We start from the raw sequence: 17,216 nt of genomic DNA, 5'->3' as shown, positions 1-17,216 counted from the left end.
ACCTGACCGATTAGTCAAGCAGCGCCCGACATCATTCGAGCGCCTGCACTCACTCTCGAGGCTTTTCATGGCGGCCACCGGCTTTCGCTACCCCTGGTATAAAAAAGCAGATACCGACGCGTTTTTCGCGCTTTTCCAAAACAATATCGCCAACTTCGTGATCATCGCGATCACCATGCTGGGAATGGGCTTTCCCGCCGAGATCGTCTACGGCCAGGTGCTGCCCGGTGCGGCGGTGGCGGTCATGGTGGGTAACTTCTACTACGCCTGGAGTGCTGCGCGATTGGCGCACAAGGAGCAGCGCAGCGACGTCACTGCCCTCTCCTACGGCATCTCGACGCCGGTCATGTTCGTTTTTCTCTTCGGCGTTTTGCTGCCCGCCAAGCAACTGACCGGCGACGCCGAACTTGCCTGGAAGGTGGCTGTCGCGGCCTGCTTTATCAGCGGGGCGATCGAAGCGCTGGTGAGCCTGGTGGGCCGTTTCGTTCAGCACCACTTACCGCGGGCGGCCATGCTGGGCGCGGTGGCCGGGGTGGCGCTGACCTTCATCGCCGGTGAGATGCTATTTAAAACCCTCGAAATGCCAATAATCGGCCTACTGGTACTGTGCATTACCATCGTCGGGCTGATCGCGCGGGTGAGTATGCCGTTCAAACTGCCTACCTCGCTGTTCGCCATCGTGCTGGGCACGGCGATGGCCTACCTGATCGGTGATGCCGGCGGCGAGCGCTTCAGCGATGCCTTTACCCACCTGGGCTTTTATCCGCTGCTGCCCAATACCGCCTGGTGGGAAGGGCTTGGCCTTTTGTTTAGCACCATGCTGGCGGTATTGACCGTCGTGCTGCCCATCACGCTCTATAACGCGATCGAAACGATGAACAACGTCGAGGCGATGGAGGCCGCCGGCGACAGGTACGATGTCCGCGAGTGCCAGGCGGTGGACGGCGCGGGTACGATGATCGGCGCGCTATTCGGCGGCGTGTTTCCGACCACGGTCTACATCGCCACCGTGGGCGCCAAGTGGATGGGCGCGGGCCGCGGCTACAGCATCGCCAACGGCGCGGTGTACGCGTTGGCGACCATGCTTGGGCTGATCGCGGCACTCGCGGCCATCATCCCCGTCTCGGTCGTCGCCCCCATTCTGGTGTTCGTGGGGATCTCGATGATCGCCACCGCCTTTCAGGCCAACGACACCCGCTACTACCCGGCGGTGGCGCTTGCCATGCTGCCCTATTTCGCCAACTACGTCTCGACCCGCTTCAATCGCGGCGCCGAAGACGTGGTCAGTGGTATCTCACCCGCCATCGTGGGGATGGGCCAGGGCGCGATGTTCATGGCCATTTTGCTCGGCGCAATGACGGTCTGCGCCATCGACCACCGGTTTCGCAAGGCGGCGGTGTTTGCGCTGGTGGCCGCCGGGTTCTCCTTCGTCGGCCTGATGCACGCGCCAAAGCTTGCCTTGAACGCCGCGCCGGATTTCGTTTTGGGCTATCTCGCCATGGCGCTGCTGTTCATGTACTTCGCGCTTCAACAGGCGCCGCGTCGCTAGCAGCGTCCGCCTCCCCCGCCTGGCGATGCGGGCGGGATAAAATACGACGCAGCACGTACCAGGCGGCGAGGCCGGCAAGCACGTTGCCCATCGCCGCGCCGGCGGCAAGCCCGGTCCAGCCAAACAGCAGCGCCCCGACCCACAAGCACGGCAGGTAGAACAAGAAAAGCCGGGCGCTGGACAAGAGCATCGCACGAAGTGGCCAGCCCAGCGCGTTGCCCGCCGAGACGACCAGCATGCACACCCCAAGCAGCGCGTAGCTTGGCAGCATGAACCGAATCAACAGCGTCAGCGCCTCGCGCACCTCGACACTGCCCGCCAGCGCCGCGGCCACCCAGGGCGCGGCCAGGGCCAGCACCCCGCCCAGCACGAGCTGCCACACCACCGCAACCTTGAGCGCCAGGCGCATCAACTGATGAATTTGGCCCCAGTCACCGGCACCGTAACAGCGCCCAAGCCAGGGCGGCAGCGACATGGTCATGGCGAGTATGACCATCAGCGACACGGTCTCCAGGCGGCTGGCAAGCCCCCAGGCAGCCACCTGGACCTCGCCGAGCCCGGCCACGGCGGAAATAGCCAGCATGGCGGCCAGTGGCGGCATGAGCTGACTGACCATCGCGGGCCCGGCAATACCGGCAAAGCCGCGGCCGGAGCGTCGCGCTTCCGAGTAGAACCCCTCGAAAGCGAGCCACTGATTGCCAAGCAGCTTGCGCCCGGTGACCAGCAGCCCCACACCGAAGGCGACCACGCTCGCCCAGGCGGCGCCCGGCAGCCCCAATCCCTCCCAAGAGCCGAACCCAAAGATCAGCAAGGGGTCGAGTGCCAGGTTGATCGCACTGGTCAGCACCATGACCGACCCCGGCAGCCGGGTATCGCCGTGGGCGCGGAACAGGCTATAAATAAAATACAAAATCGCCGCCAGCCAGGCCGAGAAGAGCTGGGGTCCCCAGTAGGTGTGTATATAGCCAAGCGTGGTGTCATCGGCGCCGAGCAGCGAAAAAATCGGGGTCTGAAAAAGCCACAGCGCGATGACCAGCACGCCGATCACCCCGCCGCCGGCCAGAAGCACCAGGCTTGCCAGCCGCTTGGCGCGCAGGTTTTCACCGGCCCCTAGCGCCCGGGAGACCAGCGCCGCGATGGCAATCCCCATGCCCACCTGTACGCCAATGATCAAAAAAGAGAGCGGAAACGTAAACGACTGAGCAGCCAAGGGCGCGGTACCCAAACGGGCGATAAAGGCGCTGTCCACCAGCTGAAAGCCGAGTAGCGCGAGTACCCCGATCGCCATGGGCCAGGTTTGCTGCCAGAGAGTAATGGCCAAAGTGCGCTGACTTAAAACTGCCACGTCGGGACTCCTTACATGAATTTAGTGACCGCTAACGAAAAGCGCCGCCACCCCGGCGGGGGTGGCGGCGCTTTTTAACATACCAGGCTTACTGGCGGATACCTTCGAATACGACGTACAGATCGAGTTCCTGCATGGCGTCGCCAAATTCACTCATGTCGATGTTGTAATCGCTTAGCGTGATGGTGGTGGTGCCTTCGAAACCGGCGCGGTAGTTGCCCCAGGGGTCTTCGCCCTGGCCGATCAGCGTTACCGGCATTTCGAGTTCGTGGGTTTCGCCGTTCAGGGTGAAATCACCGGTGATTACGCCTTCGTTATCACCTTCGGACTCGAACCCGGTAGAGGTGAACGTAGCGGTCGGATGCTCACTCGCGTTCAGGAAGTCTTCACTTAGAATGTGACGATCACGTTCGGCGTGATTGGTATTGAGGCTGTCGATCTGAACTTCCATCTCGATGGAAGAAGCGTCCAGGTCGTCCTCGTCATAGGTGAAATCGCCGGAGAACTCTTCGAAGCTGCCCAGAATGTAGGACATACCCAGATGGCTAATCTTGAATTGAACGAAGGCGTGCTGGCCTTCTGTGTCGATGGTGTAGTCAGCGGCCTGGGCCTGGCTCAACGGAACCAACGCTACGGCGGCAACGGCGCTTGCTAAAAGGCTCTTTTTAAACATCGAATAAACTCCTCGCTTTCCCTGGAAGAACCCAAAGCGCTAAACCGCTTCGGGGTGTGAAAAATGGTGGCGCCGGCTTACGTTAGCTGACGGCTATGGGCCGGGTTGAGCATACGCACCAGCGTTTTGTGACGGCCAAACCAGTGGTGCTTGAGCGCGGCCAGGGCGTGGCCAGCGGCAATGACGATGAGCGTTACCGCGCTGTACCAGTGGATATCCCCCGCAAGGCTTGCCTGATTGGGTAGCCCGGCCAAAAAAGCGGGCACTTCGAACCAGCCAAATACGCTGATACCGCGCCCGTTCGCCGTCGATATCAAATAGCCGCTCAGCATGACCAGCAGCAAGAGCATATAAAGCCCAATGTGTCCGACGTGGGCCGCCATACGCTCGAACCGGCTACCCTCCCCGTCTGGCGTAGGCTGGCACACGCGCCAAATCAAACGCGCCAGGGTTACGAAAAGCAGCAACATACCGATCGAGCGGTGAATCCAGGGCCCCTGGTTATACCAGCTGTCATAGTAGCCAAGTCCTGTCATCCACCAGCCTAGTACAAAAAGACCCACGATGGTCAGCGCGCTCAGCCAGTGAAACGAGATACTCATAAGGCCCCAGCCACTTCGCGTATTACGCCACATGCTTTTTTCCCTGCTCTTGCGACCCAAAGGGCCATGCTTTTGCCGAAAGAGGATTAAGTATCTTTTTTTGATTCAATTAAGTGGCCAAGAGCATAGCGCTTTGAATCTCAAACTACCGCTGAAAAAAGCAGGACAGTTCGTTCGTAAAAACCATTTATTAACGGGCTAACGAAACTAAAAAAATCGCGGTGTACAAATCGAAAAATGGTCGGCGCCCCCTCGCAATCTATTACAACCAAAGTGGTATAGCCATAAAACAAAGCGTATGAAAATAGCGTTTACAATTAAATTAATCGAATGGTCTAGCGCATTTTTCTCAATTTTTATTTTCTTTTTTCGACTTTAGTATGACGCCATGTTTCACGAAAGATCGGCGAACCGATCGCCTAATAAAGCTTTATATAAACCAAAACGAGTACGCCACCATGAAAAAACTAACCACTTTTGCTGCCATCGCCGTTGCACTGGCTTCCGGTTCTGCCTTCGCCGAGCGTGGCTCTGCCGAGCAAAACACCATTGAAAAGCCGAGCTCCTCGAGCGAACAGCGCTCCGACGAGAGCCGCAACGCCTCCGTTGAGAACCTGCGCATCAAGAACAGCGCCGGCGGCCAGATGATCAATCATCCCGAGTCCAACACCGAGTCGCGCGACAACGATTTCAATGACCCGCATGACCTGCCTGCGCGCAACCAATAAAGATTTAGCTTCCCCTTGAACGAAAAACCCCACCTCGGTGGGGTTTTTCGTTTTAAAGCGCTCATTTACCCGCAGCGGCACTGCCTGCTATTGGGCAAGTGCGTCTAGCCCGCGCGCCAGATCCTGGCGAATGTCTTCCTGGCTCTCCAAACCGACCGCGATACGAATCAACCCCGGCGCAATGCCGGCGGCGCTGCGCTGCTCGTCGCTCAGCCTGCCGTGGGTGGTCGTCGCCGGGTGGGTAATGGTCGTTTTGACATCCCCCAGGTTGCCGGTAATCGACAGCAGTTGCGTTGCGTCGATCACCTGCCAGGCGCCCTCCTGCCCGTTGATGACCTCGACACCAAGCACCGCGCCAAAGCCGCGCTGCTGCGCTTTGGCGAGCGTGTGCTGGGGGTGGGTTTCCAAACCACTGTAATGGACGCGCGTCACCGCCGGGTGCCGCTCGAGCCACTCGGCCAGCGCCTGGGCATTTTCGCCGTGAGCCTTCATGCGTATCGCCAGGGTTTCGAGGCCCTTGGTGAAAATCCACGCATTGAACGGACTCATGCAGGGTCCGCAGGTGCGCACCACGCCAAAGACTTCTTCCAAAAGATCGTGGCGCCCGACAACGGCGCCGCCAATGGCGCGGCCCTGGCCGTCGAGATACTTGGTCGCGGAGTGAATCACCAGGTCCGCTCCCAGGGCGATGGGCTGCTGAAGCGCCGGGGTCAAAAAGCAGTTATCGATCGCCAACAGCACCTGGTGCTTTTTGGCAAGCGCGGCAAGCCCGGCAATATCCGCCACTTCGGAAAGCGGATTCGAGGGCGTTTCGGCAAACAGCAGTTTGGTATTCGGGCCGATCGCGCGCTCCCAGGCGGCTAAATCGGAAAGCTCGACGTAGCGCGTGGTGATCCCGAATTTGCCCAGGTACTTGTCGAACAGGCTAACCGTGGAGCCGAACAGCGAGCGCGAGGCGACGATCTCATCGCCCTGGGACAAAAGCGCAAGCGCAGTGGAAAGGATCGCCGACATGCCGGAGCTGGTGGCCACGCAGCGCTCGCCCCCCTCGAGCGCGGCCAAACGGCGCTCGAAGGTATGTACGGTCGGGTTGGTAAAGCGTGAGTAGACGTTACCGGCCTCTTTACCGCCGAACTTGCGCGCCGCCTCGGCGGCGCTTTCATAGACGAAGCTCGACGTGGGAAAGATCGGCTCGGCGTGCTCTTGCTCGAACGTGCGGTGGTGGCCGGCACGAATGGCCAGGGTCTCTAGCGACCACTGGGGACGTTCACTGTCATCCTGCATGAGTAGACCTTCTTCGCATTCGTTGGCGTGTTAGTCGTCCAGGTCGTCATCGTCCTGGTTGTGCATATCGACCAGGGCGTGGTCCCCCGCGCTCTGATCCTTGGCCGAATCGTTGCGGTTGGCTTCCAGAACCGCCAGGTACGCCTCGTCGATATCGCCGGTGACATAGTTGCCGTCGAACACGGAGCAGTCGAACTCCTCCATTTCCGGGTTCACTTCACGGCAGGCGGACTTTAGATCCTCGAGGTCCTGATAGAAGATACGATCAGCGCCGATCAGCTCGCCGACTTCCGCTTCCGTACGCCCGTGGGCGATCAACTCCGAGGCCACCGGCATGTCGATACCGTAGACGTTGGGATAGCGCACCGGCGGCGCGGCGGAGGCAAAGTAGACATTGCGAGCACCGGCATCCCGGGCCATTTGAATGATCTGCTTACAAGTCGTGCCGCGCACGATGGAGTCGTCCACCAGCAGCACGTTCTTACCGCGAAACTCGACGTCGATCGCGTTGAGCTTTTGACGCACGGACTTCTTACGCTGGGTTTGCCCCGGCATGATGAAAGTACGCCCGATATAGCGGTTTTTCATGAACCCTTCGCGGTAGGTCACGCCCAGGTGCTGAGCCATCTCGAGCGCCGACGTACGCGAGGTATCGGGTATCGGGATGACCACGTCGATATCGTGATCCGGCCATTCGTTCAGGATACGATCACCCAGCTTGCGGCCCATTTGCATCCGCGTGCCGTACACGTAGGCGCCGTCGAGCAGCGAATCCGGGCGGGCAAGATAGACGTGCTCGAAAATGCACGAGTAGAGCTTTGGCTGATCCGCGCAGACCTGGGTGTGATAGTTACCCTGCATGTCGACGAATATGGCTTCGCCCGGGGCCAGATCGCGGGCAAGCTCGAAACCGCCCACATCCAGCGCCACCGACTCGGAGGCGATCATCACTTCCTGGCTGTCGCCCTCCTGACGGGTGCCGAACACCACCGGACGGATACCATGGGGGTCGCGAAACGCCACCATGCCAAAGCCATTGATGATCGCCACCGCCGCGTAACCGCCTTTACAGCGGCGATGCACCCGGCGTACCGCATCGAAAATGTCCTCGGCGGTGAGGTGAAGGCCCTGCTTGCCAAGCTCGTGCGCAAAGACATTGAGCAATACTTCGGAGTCGGAGCTTGTATTGATGTGGCGAAGATCGGTGGAGAAAAGCTCCTGCTTCAACTGCTCGGAGTTGGTCAGGTTACCGTTATGTGCCAGCGCAATGCCGTAGGGGGAGTTAACGTAGAAAGGCTGCGACTCGGCTTCACTCGAGGAGCCCGCCGTTGGATAGCGTACGTGGCCGATACCCAGATGCCCTTTCAATCGCGCCATATGGCGGGTATGAAAGACATCGCGCACCAGGCCATTGCTTTTGCGCAGTAAAAAGCGTCCCTCGCTCCACGTCATCATACCCGCGGCGTCCTGGCCCCGGTGCTGAAGTACGGTCAAGGCGTCGTAAATGCCCTGATTCACCGCCTGCCTGGCCAGAAGGCCCACAATACCGCACATTCCAGTTACCTCTCTTTGTGCCGCGGCTTACCGGGAGTAAGCCGGAACATTATCGATCCAGGACGCTGTGCCCTGCTGGCTCACCAGGAAGTCCCGCGCTTGGTTAGCGGTCGTTCGGTGGTGGCAACGTAATATTGGAGGAATCGTTCATCACGCCCTTCGAGCGAAACTCGGGCAGGCTGATATCGCGAAGCGATTCCGGCGCTTGGGGTAGCTCGCGCTCCCATTGATTAAGCTGGCTGACTGCCCAGTCTCGTAGTTCGATAAAGGTGGGGCGAAGGCTCGCTTCCTGCCAGGCCTGGAGGTCTGAAAACGGTGTCAGAGTAATCAGCACCGTGGCAATCAGCAAAACGACCACGCCGCGGGCGAGGCCAAACACAGCCCCGGCAAAGCGGTTCAAAAGGCCCATGCCAGCCCATACGATGGCGGCGTGGACCAGTCGAATCACGATGCCACACAAAAGGATCACCGCGAAAATCACCAGCGCGAAGGCAAGCACCAGGCGCGCATCGTAGCTATCGATCATTCCCGACAAAAGCTCGGCGACCGGGTCGGCAAGCACGCGTGCCACCATCAGCGCCACGACCCAAGCCGTTAGGCCCAGCGCCTCGCGAATGAATCCGCGCAGAAAACCGGCCAGCATGGAAAGCGCCAGTACGGCGAGAAAAACCGCGTCGAGCCAAGTCAGTGCCATGGTCAGTCTCGTACCCTGACCAGTAGCCCTTGCACGTTGGCCCGCTGTTTGATCAGCGCCATTGCCGACTCGCCCTCTTCCGCGGTGGCGTAGGGGCCGACGTACACGGACGTCAGGTCATTGTCCCGGGCACGGCGAAACGCGCTAAACCCCTGGCCCGAGAGCTGATCGCTCAGCCGCTCGGCGTTGCTCACATCACCGAAACTCCCCACTTGAACCGCCCACTCGCCCTGTTCGGCGGTCGCCGGTGCCGCGCCACTTTCGCTCTCACTGGAGGAAGACGAATTGGAGGAAGTGTTGGACGTCGCCGCGTTGGAGGCGACCAAATCGGCGATCGGGTCCGCCTCGGCGGGCGCCGGGGAAGATGTGCTTTCGGCTTCGGCCGTCGCCTGGCCGGTCTGCGGCTGGGCGGGGTCGGCGCCGATAGGATCGGTAATGATCTCGCCCCCCGCGTCTTCGGCCTGCCCCCCTTGGGGCATGGCCTCGATACTGGCGGGCATTTCGGGTGCGGGGACGTTTTGACGCGTGACGTTATTGGGCTGCTCGATGACGAACGTCGGCTGGGGACGCTCTTCGCGGGGGGCCGGGTCGCTCATTAGCCAGGGCACGAAAATCGCCAGCAGCGCGAGCAAAATCACAATTCCGCTAATGCGTTCCGTTTTACCGTATTTCATATCCCTCTCCTCAAAGCGTGGGGCCGGCCAGGCCTGGAAGTCTCGCGAATACGCATAGCATCAGGCTTGCGGTAGCGAGCACTCCAAAAGCGCAGCAACGGTTTTAAACGAACCCATGGCAAGCACACGATCATTACTGCTTAGCTGCTCCTCGATAAGCGCGACCCCCGCTTGCGGCGACTCGGCCATACCTTGAACCACGCCGCCTTTCGCCCGAATGCGCTGGGCCAGATCATCGGCGCTACGCCCGCGCTCACCGTCAAGGCTTACGCACACCCAGTCGCTCACCCGGGCCATCAATGCTTCGATCACGCCGTCGGCATCCTTGTCCTCGAGCATACCGATCAAGGCCCATTGACGCCCGCCTTCGCCAGGCGCGGGTAGGCGGCTGGCCACATAGCGCGCGGCGTGAGGATTGTGCCCCACATCCAGACACCACTGGCCGATCCACTGCATACGTCCGGCCACGATCAGCGCGCGAAACGCCTGATTGACCAGCGCGGTATCGAAGCTAACGCCGACCAGCGCAAGCGCTTGAAGCGCCGTCGCGGCGTTGTCGATTGGAAGGCCGGGATCCGCCAGCGCATCCAGCGACACCGTATCGCCGTCACGGGTCAACCCGTGCCAGCACCAGGCGGTGGTCAGGTCGCTACCCGCCCAGGCCTCGGCGCTATGCTTGAAGCCTACGCCCAACGCGTAAATGGTCGAGGCCATGGCAATGGCGGTATCCGCCACGCTGACCGGAAGCGACTGGCTGCCCAGCACCGCAGGCTTGAGCGGGCGAAAAATACCGGCCTTTTCGCGCCCGATCTGCTCGAGATCAGACCCCAGGTAGTCGGCGTGATCAAGCGCGACCGTGGTCACCACGCTTACGTCGGGCTCGACCACGTTGACCGCGTCCAGGCGCCCGCCCAGGCCCACTTCCAGAAACGCCAGATCCAGCGCCTGTTGCGAAAGCGTCCAGAGCGCGCAGAGCGTTCCGGCCTCGAAGTAGGTCAGGCTGACCTCTGGCGCCTCGGTACGCGCCTTTTCGACGCGCTCGAAGCCCTCGATGAGCTGCGCATCGCTTGCCAGTTGGCCGTTGATGGTCACCCGCTCGTTGTAGCGCACCAGGTGCGGCGAGGTGTAAGTACCCGTTCGAAAGCCGTGGGCCCGGGCGACAGCGTCCATCATGGCAAGGGTCGAGCCCTTGCCATTAGTGCCGGCTACCATGACCACGCGGGTTGCCACGGGGCGCTCGAACAGCCCCATACGCGTCGCCACTTCGGACACCCGGTCAAGGCCCATGTCGATGCCGACGGGGTGCAGCGTTTCCAAATGGTCGAGCCAGTCGGCTAAAGAGCTAGGCATTGCGGCTGGATTCGTCGCTCGCTGCGTTGGCAGCCGTCGATGTGCTGGCTTCGAAGGCGTTGGCCAACGCCTCTTCATCGACCAGGGGCTCGCTCACCTGGGCGCTGGTGTCCTCGACCGCTTCGACCTGGGGCCGGGCGCTTTGGTGGGTCAGCTTACGCAGTATCCCGCCTACCCGATCACGCATTTCGTGGCGGTGAACGATCATGTCCACGGTGCCGTGCTCGAGCAGGAATTCGCTGCGCTGGAAGCCTTCCGGCAGCGTTTCGCGAACGGTCTGCTCGATGACCCGCGGGCCGGCAAAACCGATCAGCGCGTTCGGCTCGGCGATATTGAGATCGCCAAGCATCGCGAGTGACGCCGAGACGCCGCCGAACACCGGGTCGGTCAGCACCGAAATGTAGGGAATACCCGCCTGCTTGAGCCGTTCGAGCGCCGCGGAGGTTTTCGCCATCTGCATCAGCGAGAAAAGCGCCTCTTGCATGCGCGCCCCGCCGGAGGCACCAAAGCAGATCAATGGAATTTGCTGTTCGAACGCGAGCGTGGCGGCGCGCACGAATTTCTCGCCCACGATGGCGCCCATCGAGCCGCCCATGAAGGTGAACTCGAAAGAGACGGCCACGATGGGCAGGCCGTCGAGCTCGCCACGCATAGCGATCAGTGCGTCTTTCTCACCGGTCTCTTTTTGTGCGGCCGCCAAGCGGTCCTTGTACTTCTTGGAGTCTCTGAACTTGAGCCGGTCGACGGGCTCAAGATCGGCGGCGATCTCTTCGCGGCCCTCTTTATCCAGGAACCAGTCGAGGCGTTTGCGCGCGGTGAGCCTTAAGTGATGCTCACACTTGGGGCAAACGCTTTGATGTTTCTCAAGTTCGGGGAGGTAAAGCACCGCCTCGCACTTGGGACATTTACGCCAAAGACCGTCGGGCACGCTGGCACGACGGTCCTTACGCTGGATACGCCCCATGGAGGGTACGATTTTATCTAACCAGCTCATATCAAAAAGGCTTCCGTATACGTCAATGCCCGGCCACGCCAGGCGAATGAGTGTCGTCGATCAAGTCAGTGTAGACAATGGAGGCACCCTTAGGCGTCCATCGCCGTGCGCATTTCGGCCAGCACGGTTTTAAGCTCGCCAGCAATCACTTCCGGGGTATCGGCATTCTCGGCGATACGGTTCACCAATGCGCTACCTACGATGACCCCGTCGGCCACTTTGGACACTTCGGCGGCGGTCACGCCATCGCGAATACCAAACCCCACGCAGAGCGGAAGATTCGTCATCTCACGCAGCGGCGCAAGGTGCTCGGCCACGTCCTGGGCGTTGAGCGTGGCGGCGCCGGTCACGCCTTTGAGCGACACGTAGTAAAGATACCCCTGTCCATGGGCGCATATTGTAGCGGCTCGGGCATTGGAAGTGGTAGGTGCAACCAGAAAAATTGCAGCTAAATCACGCTCTTTCAAGAGCGGGCCGAACTCCTCGGCTTCTTCCGGCGGCATATCGACCACGAGCACACCGTCCACGCCGACGCTGGCCGCTCTATCGGCAAAACTGGCGTAGCCGATACGCTCGATCGGGTTCAAATAGCCCATCAGCACCACTGGCGTGGTGGTATCGGTTTGGCGAAATTCCGCGACCATGTCGAGAAGATCCACCAGGCGAGTGCCCTTCAAAAGCGCTCGCTCGCAGGCTTTTTGAATCACCGGGCCGTCGGCCATGGGGTCGGAAAACGGCACGCCAAGCTCGATCACGTCGGCGCCGGCATCGACCAACGCGTGCATGAAACCGACGGTGTGCTCAGGGCCGGGGTCGCCGGCGGTGATGTAGGGGATCAAGGCCTTGCGGCCTTGCTGTTTAAGTTCGTCGAAGCGCTGATCGATACGGTTCATGCTGACCCTTAAAACTTGAGACCGTCAATATTGGCAACGGTCATGATGTCTTTATCACCCCGGCCCGAGAGGTTGACCACGATATGCTGGTCGGTGCGCATGGTCGGCGCCAGCACCTTGGTGTGAGCCAACGCGTGGGCGGACTCCAGCGCCGGCATGATGCCTTCCATGCGGGTAAGCTCACGAAACGCCTCGAGCACTTCCTTGTCGTTGGCGGCCACGTAGTTGACGCGCCCGACATCCTTCCAAAGCGAATGCTCGGGACCGACGCCCGGGTAGTCGAGCCCGGCGGAGATCGAGTGGGTGTCCGAGACCTGCCCGGCCTCGTCGGACATCAGGTAGGTGCGGTTACCGTGCAGCACGCCCCGCGGCGCGTTGGAGGCCAAGGGCGCGGCGTGACGACCGGTTTCCACCCCATCGCCGCCGGCTTCGACACCGTACATGGTAACGTCGTCATCCTCGATGAACGGGTAGAAGAGCCCAATGGCGTTGGAGCCGCCCCCCACGCAGGCCACCAGCGCGTCCGGCAGCCGGCCGATCTGCTCGAGGGACTGGCGCCGCGCCTCGCGTCCGGTCACGGCGTTGAAGTCACGGACCAACTGCGGGTACGGGTGCGGCCCCGCCACGGTGCCGATGATGTAGAAGGTGTTGTCGACGTTGGTGACCCAGTCGCGCAGCGCTTCGTTCATGGCGTCTTTCAAGGTCCGCGTGCCGGATTCGACCGGGATCACCCGGGCGCCAAGCAAGTGCATGCGATAGACGTTGAGCTTTTGGCGCTCCACGTCCTGGGCGCCCATGTAGACATCGCACTCAAGCCCTAAGCGCGCGGCAACGGTGGCCGTAGCCACGCCGTGCTGGCCCGCGCCGGTTTCGGCGATCACCCTGGGTTTACCGGTCTTTTTGGCCAGAAGCGCCTGGCCGATGGTGTTGTTGACCTTGTGGGCACCGGTGTGATTCAGGTCTTCACGCTTGAGCCATATCTGCGCCCCGCCGAGATGCTCGGACCAGCGCTTGGCGTGATAAAGCGGCGATGGCCGCCCCACGTAATGCGCAAGGTCATAATCGAACTCGGCCTGAAAATCCGGATCGTCGCGCAGACTGGCGTAGGTCTTCTCCAGCTCTTCCAGCGCGAAGCTCAGGGTTTCCGAGACGAAGCGGCCGCCGTAAGGGCCGTAATGGCCGCGGGCGTCCGGCATTTTGGTCAAATCGCTAAACCGGGTCTTTACGATGTCGGTGTCACCAGTTGCTGAGACAGTCACAGAGGTACCTCACAAGATCGCCCGAGCAGGCAAACAATAAATGAACGTAGCGTCACGAATCGGCGCCGCCTCGATCCGGCGTTTCGGCGTCGGCAAGCGCTACCTGACGAACGAATGCGCTCATCAAGGCCGGGTCCTTGACGCCGGGTGACGCCTCGATCCCGCCGGAAACATCCAGCGCGTAGGGCGCAACGCGAGCCGCCGCCTCCCCCGCATTGGAGGAGGTCAATCCACCCGCGAGGATAACAGGTTTTGCAAGAGATGCGGGAATTCTAGACCAATCGAAGGTCTCGCCGGTACCGCCTGGAATGCCCGGCCGGTAGGCGTCGAGCAGCAGCGCCTGCGCCCCTTGATACTCCCCGGCAGCGTGATGCAAATCCACGCCGTCGCGCATGCGTAGCGCCTTGATCCAGGGCGCACCAAACTGCTCGCAAAACGCCGCCGATTCGTCACCATGAAACTGCAAAAGATCCAGATACGGCAGGCAGCGCTCGATGTCGTCAGCGCTTTGGTTGACGAAAAGCCCCACCCGGGTCACGAAGGCCGGCACCCGCCGACTGAGCTCTTCGAGCTTGTGTGGCGTAAGCGCCCGTTTGCTTTCTGGCCACATGACGAAGCCGAGCGCGTCGACCCCAAGGGCAACGGCGCGCTCGATATCCTCGGCCCGGGTGAATCCACAAAACTTGATGCGCGTGCGCATGGCGCTCCTCTGCCTTTAAAAAAATGGGAGACGTAATGATGAGACCGCGACGTTCAAGGCGTTGAAGAGCCCTTTGCCGCCGCTTTGGGGCTATCGGCAAACGTGAGCTTGCGCCTGGCGGCGATGCGCGGGTTGTCCGGCAGCACCCGGTCGCCGGTCCACTCACCGGTAAAGGCGAGCAGGTTCGGCCCGAGCGGCTCCTGGGGGAGCGCAAAACGCTCGTCGTAAATCGAGTCGACGAAGTGAAGGCCGCAGGCCGGCGCCGTCACATCGCCTTCGCGACGGCTTTTTTTGGCCAGCAGCGCCTCGATATAGCCTTCGTTTTGCGCCCCGCGCCCTACACTTGCCAGCGCCCCGGCGATATTGCGAATCATGTGATGCAAGAAGGCGTTACCCTGGATATCGATGACCACCAGTTGCCCGTAGCGATGCACTTCGCAAAAGTGCATCTGCCGCCAGGGGGTTTTGGACTGGCACCCCGCCGCACGAAAGCTCGAGAAATCGTGCTCGCCCACCAGCGCCTGGGCGGCGCGGTGCATGGCGCCTGCATCCAGGGGGTCGCGGCACCAGGTTACGTTGTGGCGCTCCAGCACCGGCCGGCTTGGCTGGTTCAAGAAGAGATAGCGATAGCGCCGCCCAAGCGCCCCCAGCCGGGAGTGAAAGTCATCGGATACCGGTTTGACCCAGCGAATGGCGACATCCTTGGGCAGATTGGTGTTGGCGCCGAAGATCCAGGCTTTTTCGCTGCGCTGGGCGGGCGGGTCGAAGTGGACGACCTGGCGGGTAGCGTGTACGCCGGAGTCGGTGCGCCCGCTTGCGTGAATTTGCACCGGCGCCCCAGCCACCTTCGCCAGCGCCTGCTCGACGGCCCCCTGCACGGAGGCGGCGTGCTTCAAGCGCTGAAAGCCGCTAAAGCGCGTGCCGTCGTACTCGATACCCAAGGCCAGCCGCCCGGTGAGCGGCGTGGTTTCATCAAAGTGGTAAAAAAGCGTCATTAGCCACGCCGTGTTGGAAAAAGGGTTAGCTATTATCCCGGCGTCGCGGCTTAAATGCTACCTCCTCGATTTCCCACTGCGGCTCAGTAGAAGATGGCGGCTCGGTCGCGCCAACGTCCTGGGAAAGCGGCTTTGCGTCAGTGTCTTCGGGTGCAGTCGCGCGCGCCGGCGGGTAATCGATCAGGTGATTCGACGAACTATCCGGGGCTTTCGGCGCCAGCGCCGGTTCATCTTGTTCGCCAGGCTCTAACGCCTCGCTGAACGCCTCGGCAGACTCAGGTTCGTCTGGCTCGCCTGGCGCGTCGTTTGGCGCCCAGGGCGCGGGCGTGGGTTCCATCAGGTCTTGTTCGGCCAGGGCGCGGCGTTCGACCGCCAGGGTTTGCGGCCCGGGGCTTTCTGGCATCTGTGGCTCAGGTGTTTCATCATCAGGCGGTGTTGCGACTGGCGATGAAGCGGCAGCGGCCGGCACGGTGTGGCTCGGAGGTGCAGCGGATGCCGGGGGCGCTACCGGCATAACCGGTAGAGGCGCAGCCTCCCACTGGCGTTCGCGACGCTTACGGCTGATCACCATGGCCGCCAGCAGCAGCAAGAGCGCAATACCCGCAAGCCACACCCAGCGCTCGCGAAGCGATGCCCACACGCCAGGCGCCGGGGCGCTTGGCTGCGCACTGGCCGAGACGGAGCCGGTTTGAGCCAGCGCGAGCGTTTGTACATCGCCAAGGGTTTGGCGCAGCGCCGCCACCTCCTCTCTCAGTGTGTCGATTTCTACCGCCTGGCGAGCCTGTTCATCCAAAAGCGCCTGATACTCGCCGCCATTGGGTGCGGCTTCGGCGGTGGGAAGCGGCGAAAATGGCGCCAGCGCCTGGCTTACAAGCGCCGTAGGCGCGGCGCCGCTATCGGCCAGCAGCGGCGCCGCGGGCGTGTCCGCCTCACCGGCGGCCAGCGCCGCCTCGAGACTGAGCGAGGCCATTAACGCATCCAACACCGCGGCTTCGACGTCGGCCTCTTCGCCGGCCGGCGGCGAAGGCTCCCGGGCGCTACCTTGCTCGTTACTCTCGCCACCGCTTGGTTCAGCAGCCCGAGGCGCGGCCGGCGCTTGCGCGACGGCTTGATTTTGAGGCTCGGGCGAAGCAGCGCCGCGCTCCGGCGATTCGCCGCTGCGCGCGCTCACGGCCCGGGCGGCCTGCTGCGGGCTTCGTCCCAGCGCCTCTTCCCGGGAAGGCAGGCGCAGGCGCTGGCCAACGCGGAGCGAATCGATGCTTTCCCCGGCAAATGCGGCCGGGTTGGCCTCTGCCAGCGCGGCGATCATCTGCTGAACGTCGACGCCAGGAGCGCGGGTTCTCAGGGCGATATCCCAAAGCGTGTCGCCGGGCTGAACGGTGGTATGGGTGGCATTCGGCTGGGCGCTTGCTGGCGGGGCCGGCCGCGATGGAGGTGGCGATGGCGCCGGGGCCGGCGCAGCGGTTTGACGCACGTCCGCAACCCCAGCGCCTGGTTGGCCGGGCAGGTAATCCACCGGATCGAACAGCAGCGTGACCGCCTGGGTTTGGCGCCCGGTGGGGGTATCGAGGGTAATCAGCACGTCGAGCCAGGGCGCGCTCACCGCCTGGGGGCTACTCAGGCGCAAAAAAGTGCGCCCGTTTTGGCGTACCGGCGTCACCTCTAGATTGGACAGCAGCGGCGACCACTCGAGCCCCAGCGCGCTGAACGCAGAGGGCTCGGCCACGCTTGCCCGAATGTCCCCGACGCGGTAACCATCGCTTTCAAGCAGATCCACTGTGGCATCGAGCGGCGCTTGAAGCGGTGAAAGCGTTGTCGCATGGCCCAGGCCCAAGGCAAGCGCGGCCGGGCTCAGCGTTGCAAGAACGAGCCAAACACTGGTGGCTAGCGTTTTATTCATCAAGGCCCCTTGCCTTTGATTC

General features: G+C 61.9%; 16 protein-coding genes. 2 read left to right on the top strand and 14 right to left on the bottom strand.

The features are described 5' to 3' along the window. Positions 1-67 precede the first annotated feature (67 nt). Entirely contained in the window at positions 68-1,549 is a 1,482-nt protein-coding gene (locus tag ACWHVV_RS07940) for an NCS2 family permease (RefSeq protein WP_447928852.1), read from the top strand. Here ACWHVV_RS07940 and ACWHVV_RS07935 read toward each other — a convergent pair. The 3 genes from ACWHVV_RS07935 to ACWHVV_RS07925 form a co-directional block, all read right to left on the bottom strand. Further along, on the bottom strand, positions 1,512-2,837 hold the full coding sequence (locus ACWHVV_RS07935) for an MATE family efflux transporter (protein ID WP_447929127.1): 1,326 nt from the start codon (positions 2,835-2,837) through the stop codon (positions 1,512-1,514). The genes ACWHVV_RS07940 and ACWHVV_RS07935 overlap by 38 nt on opposite strands. Positions 2,838-2,982: 145 nt before the next feature. Next, on the bottom strand, positions 2,983-3,567 hold the full coding sequence (locus ACWHVV_RS07930; RefSeq protein WP_447528563.1) for a YceI family protein: 585 nt from the start codon (positions 3,565-3,567) through the stop codon (positions 2,983-2,985). A gap of 77 nt (positions 3,568-3,644) precedes the next feature. Next, the gene (locus ACWHVV_RS07925) at positions 3,645-4,202 is read right to left on the bottom strand and encodes a cytochrome b (protein WP_447928851.1); all 558 of its coding nucleotides are present in this window, start codon (positions 4,200-4,202) and stop codon (positions 3,645-3,647) included. Between the two features lie 425 nt (positions 4,203-4,627). On the opposite strand from ACWHVV_RS07925, the gene ACWHVV_RS07920 reads away from it, so the two are divergent. After that, positions 4,628-4,897: a hypothetical protein gene (locus ACWHVV_RS07920; protein ID WP_447928850.1), complete on the top strand. Its 270-nt coding sequence runs from the start codon at positions 4,628-4,630 to the stop codon at positions 4,895-4,897. Positions 4,898-4,984: 87 nt separating this feature from the next. On the opposite strand, the gene ACWHVV_RS07915 is transcribed toward ACWHVV_RS07920, so the two are convergent. From ACWHVV_RS07915 to ACWHVV_RS07865, 11 genes are all read right to left on the bottom strand, one after another. Then, the gene (locus tag ACWHVV_RS07915; protein WP_447928849.1) at positions 4,985-6,181 is read right to left on the bottom strand and encodes an O-succinylhomoserine sulfhydrylase; all 1,197 of its coding nucleotides are present in this window, start codon (positions 6,179-6,181) and stop codon (positions 4,985-4,987) included. A 30-nt stretch (positions 6,182-6,211) separates the two neighbouring features. Further along, on the bottom strand, positions 6,212-7,735 hold the full coding sequence (gene purF / locus ACWHVV_RS07910) for an amidophosphoribosyltransferase (RefSeq protein WP_447928848.1): 1,524 nt from the start codon (positions 7,733-7,735) through the stop codon (positions 6,212-6,214). A gap of 103 nt (positions 7,736-7,838) precedes the next feature. Further along, positions 7,839-8,429 carry a CvpA family protein gene (locus ACWHVV_RS07905; protein ID WP_447928847.1) on the bottom strand — a complete coding sequence of 197 codons (591 nt, stop codon included), beginning with the start codon at positions 8,427-8,429 and terminating at the stop codon, positions 7,839-7,841. Between the two features lie 2 nt (positions 8,430-8,431). Continuing rightward, a complete protein-coding gene (locus tag ACWHVV_RS07900) occupies positions 8,432-9,103 on the bottom strand; it encodes an SPOR domain-containing protein (protein WP_447928846.1) in 672 nt (223 codons plus the stop codon). A gap of 60 nt (positions 9,104-9,163) precedes the next feature. Then, on the bottom strand, positions 9,164-10,453 hold the full coding sequence (gene folC / locus ACWHVV_RS07895) for a bifunctional tetrahydrofolate synthase/dihydrofolate synthase (RefSeq protein ID WP_447928845.1): 1,290 nt from the start codon (positions 10,451-10,453) through the stop codon (positions 9,164-9,166). Then, complete coding sequence (accD, locus tag ACWHVV_RS07890; protein ID WP_447928844.1) at positions 10,446-11,447, bottom strand: acetyl-CoA carboxylase, carboxyltransferase subunit beta; 1,002 nt, start codon at positions 11,445-11,447, stop codon at positions 10,446-10,448. The genes folC and accD overlap by 8 nt, the downstream gene beginning before the upstream one ends. Positions 11,448-11,536: 89 nt before the next feature. Then, on the bottom strand, positions 11,537-12,340 hold the full coding sequence (trpA, locus tag ACWHVV_RS07885; protein ID WP_447928843.1) for a tryptophan synthase subunit alpha: 804 nt from the start codon (positions 12,338-12,340) through the stop codon (positions 11,537-11,539). Between the two features lie 8 nt (positions 12,341-12,348). Then, a complete protein-coding gene (trpB, locus tag ACWHVV_RS07880) occupies positions 12,349-13,599 on the bottom strand; it encodes a tryptophan synthase subunit beta (protein WP_447928842.1) in 1,251 nt (416 codons plus the stop codon). Between the two features lie 52 nt (positions 13,600-13,651). Beyond that, positions 13,652-14,299: a phosphoribosylanthranilate isomerase gene (locus ACWHVV_RS07875; RefSeq protein ID WP_447928841.1), complete on the bottom strand. Its 648-nt coding sequence runs from the start codon at positions 14,297-14,299 to the stop codon at positions 13,652-13,654. Between the two features lie 53 nt (positions 14,300-14,352). Continuing rightward, entirely contained in the window at positions 14,353-15,294 is a 942-nt protein-coding gene (truA, locus tag ACWHVV_RS07870) for a tRNA pseudouridine(38-40) synthase TruA (protein ID WP_447895822.1), read from the bottom strand. A 25-nt stretch (positions 15,295-15,319) separates the two neighbouring features. Continuing rightward, on the bottom strand, positions 15,320-17,194 hold the full coding sequence (locus ACWHVV_RS07865; RefSeq protein ID WP_447928840.1) for a FimV/HubP family polar landmark protein: 1,875 nt from the start codon (positions 17,192-17,194) through the stop codon (positions 15,320-15,322). Positions 17,195-17,216: the final 22 nt, after the last annotated feature.

Source organism: Vreelandella sp. EE27 (assembly GCF_968206495.1).
This window is presented reverse-complemented; position numbering and strand designations above follow the sequence as displayed.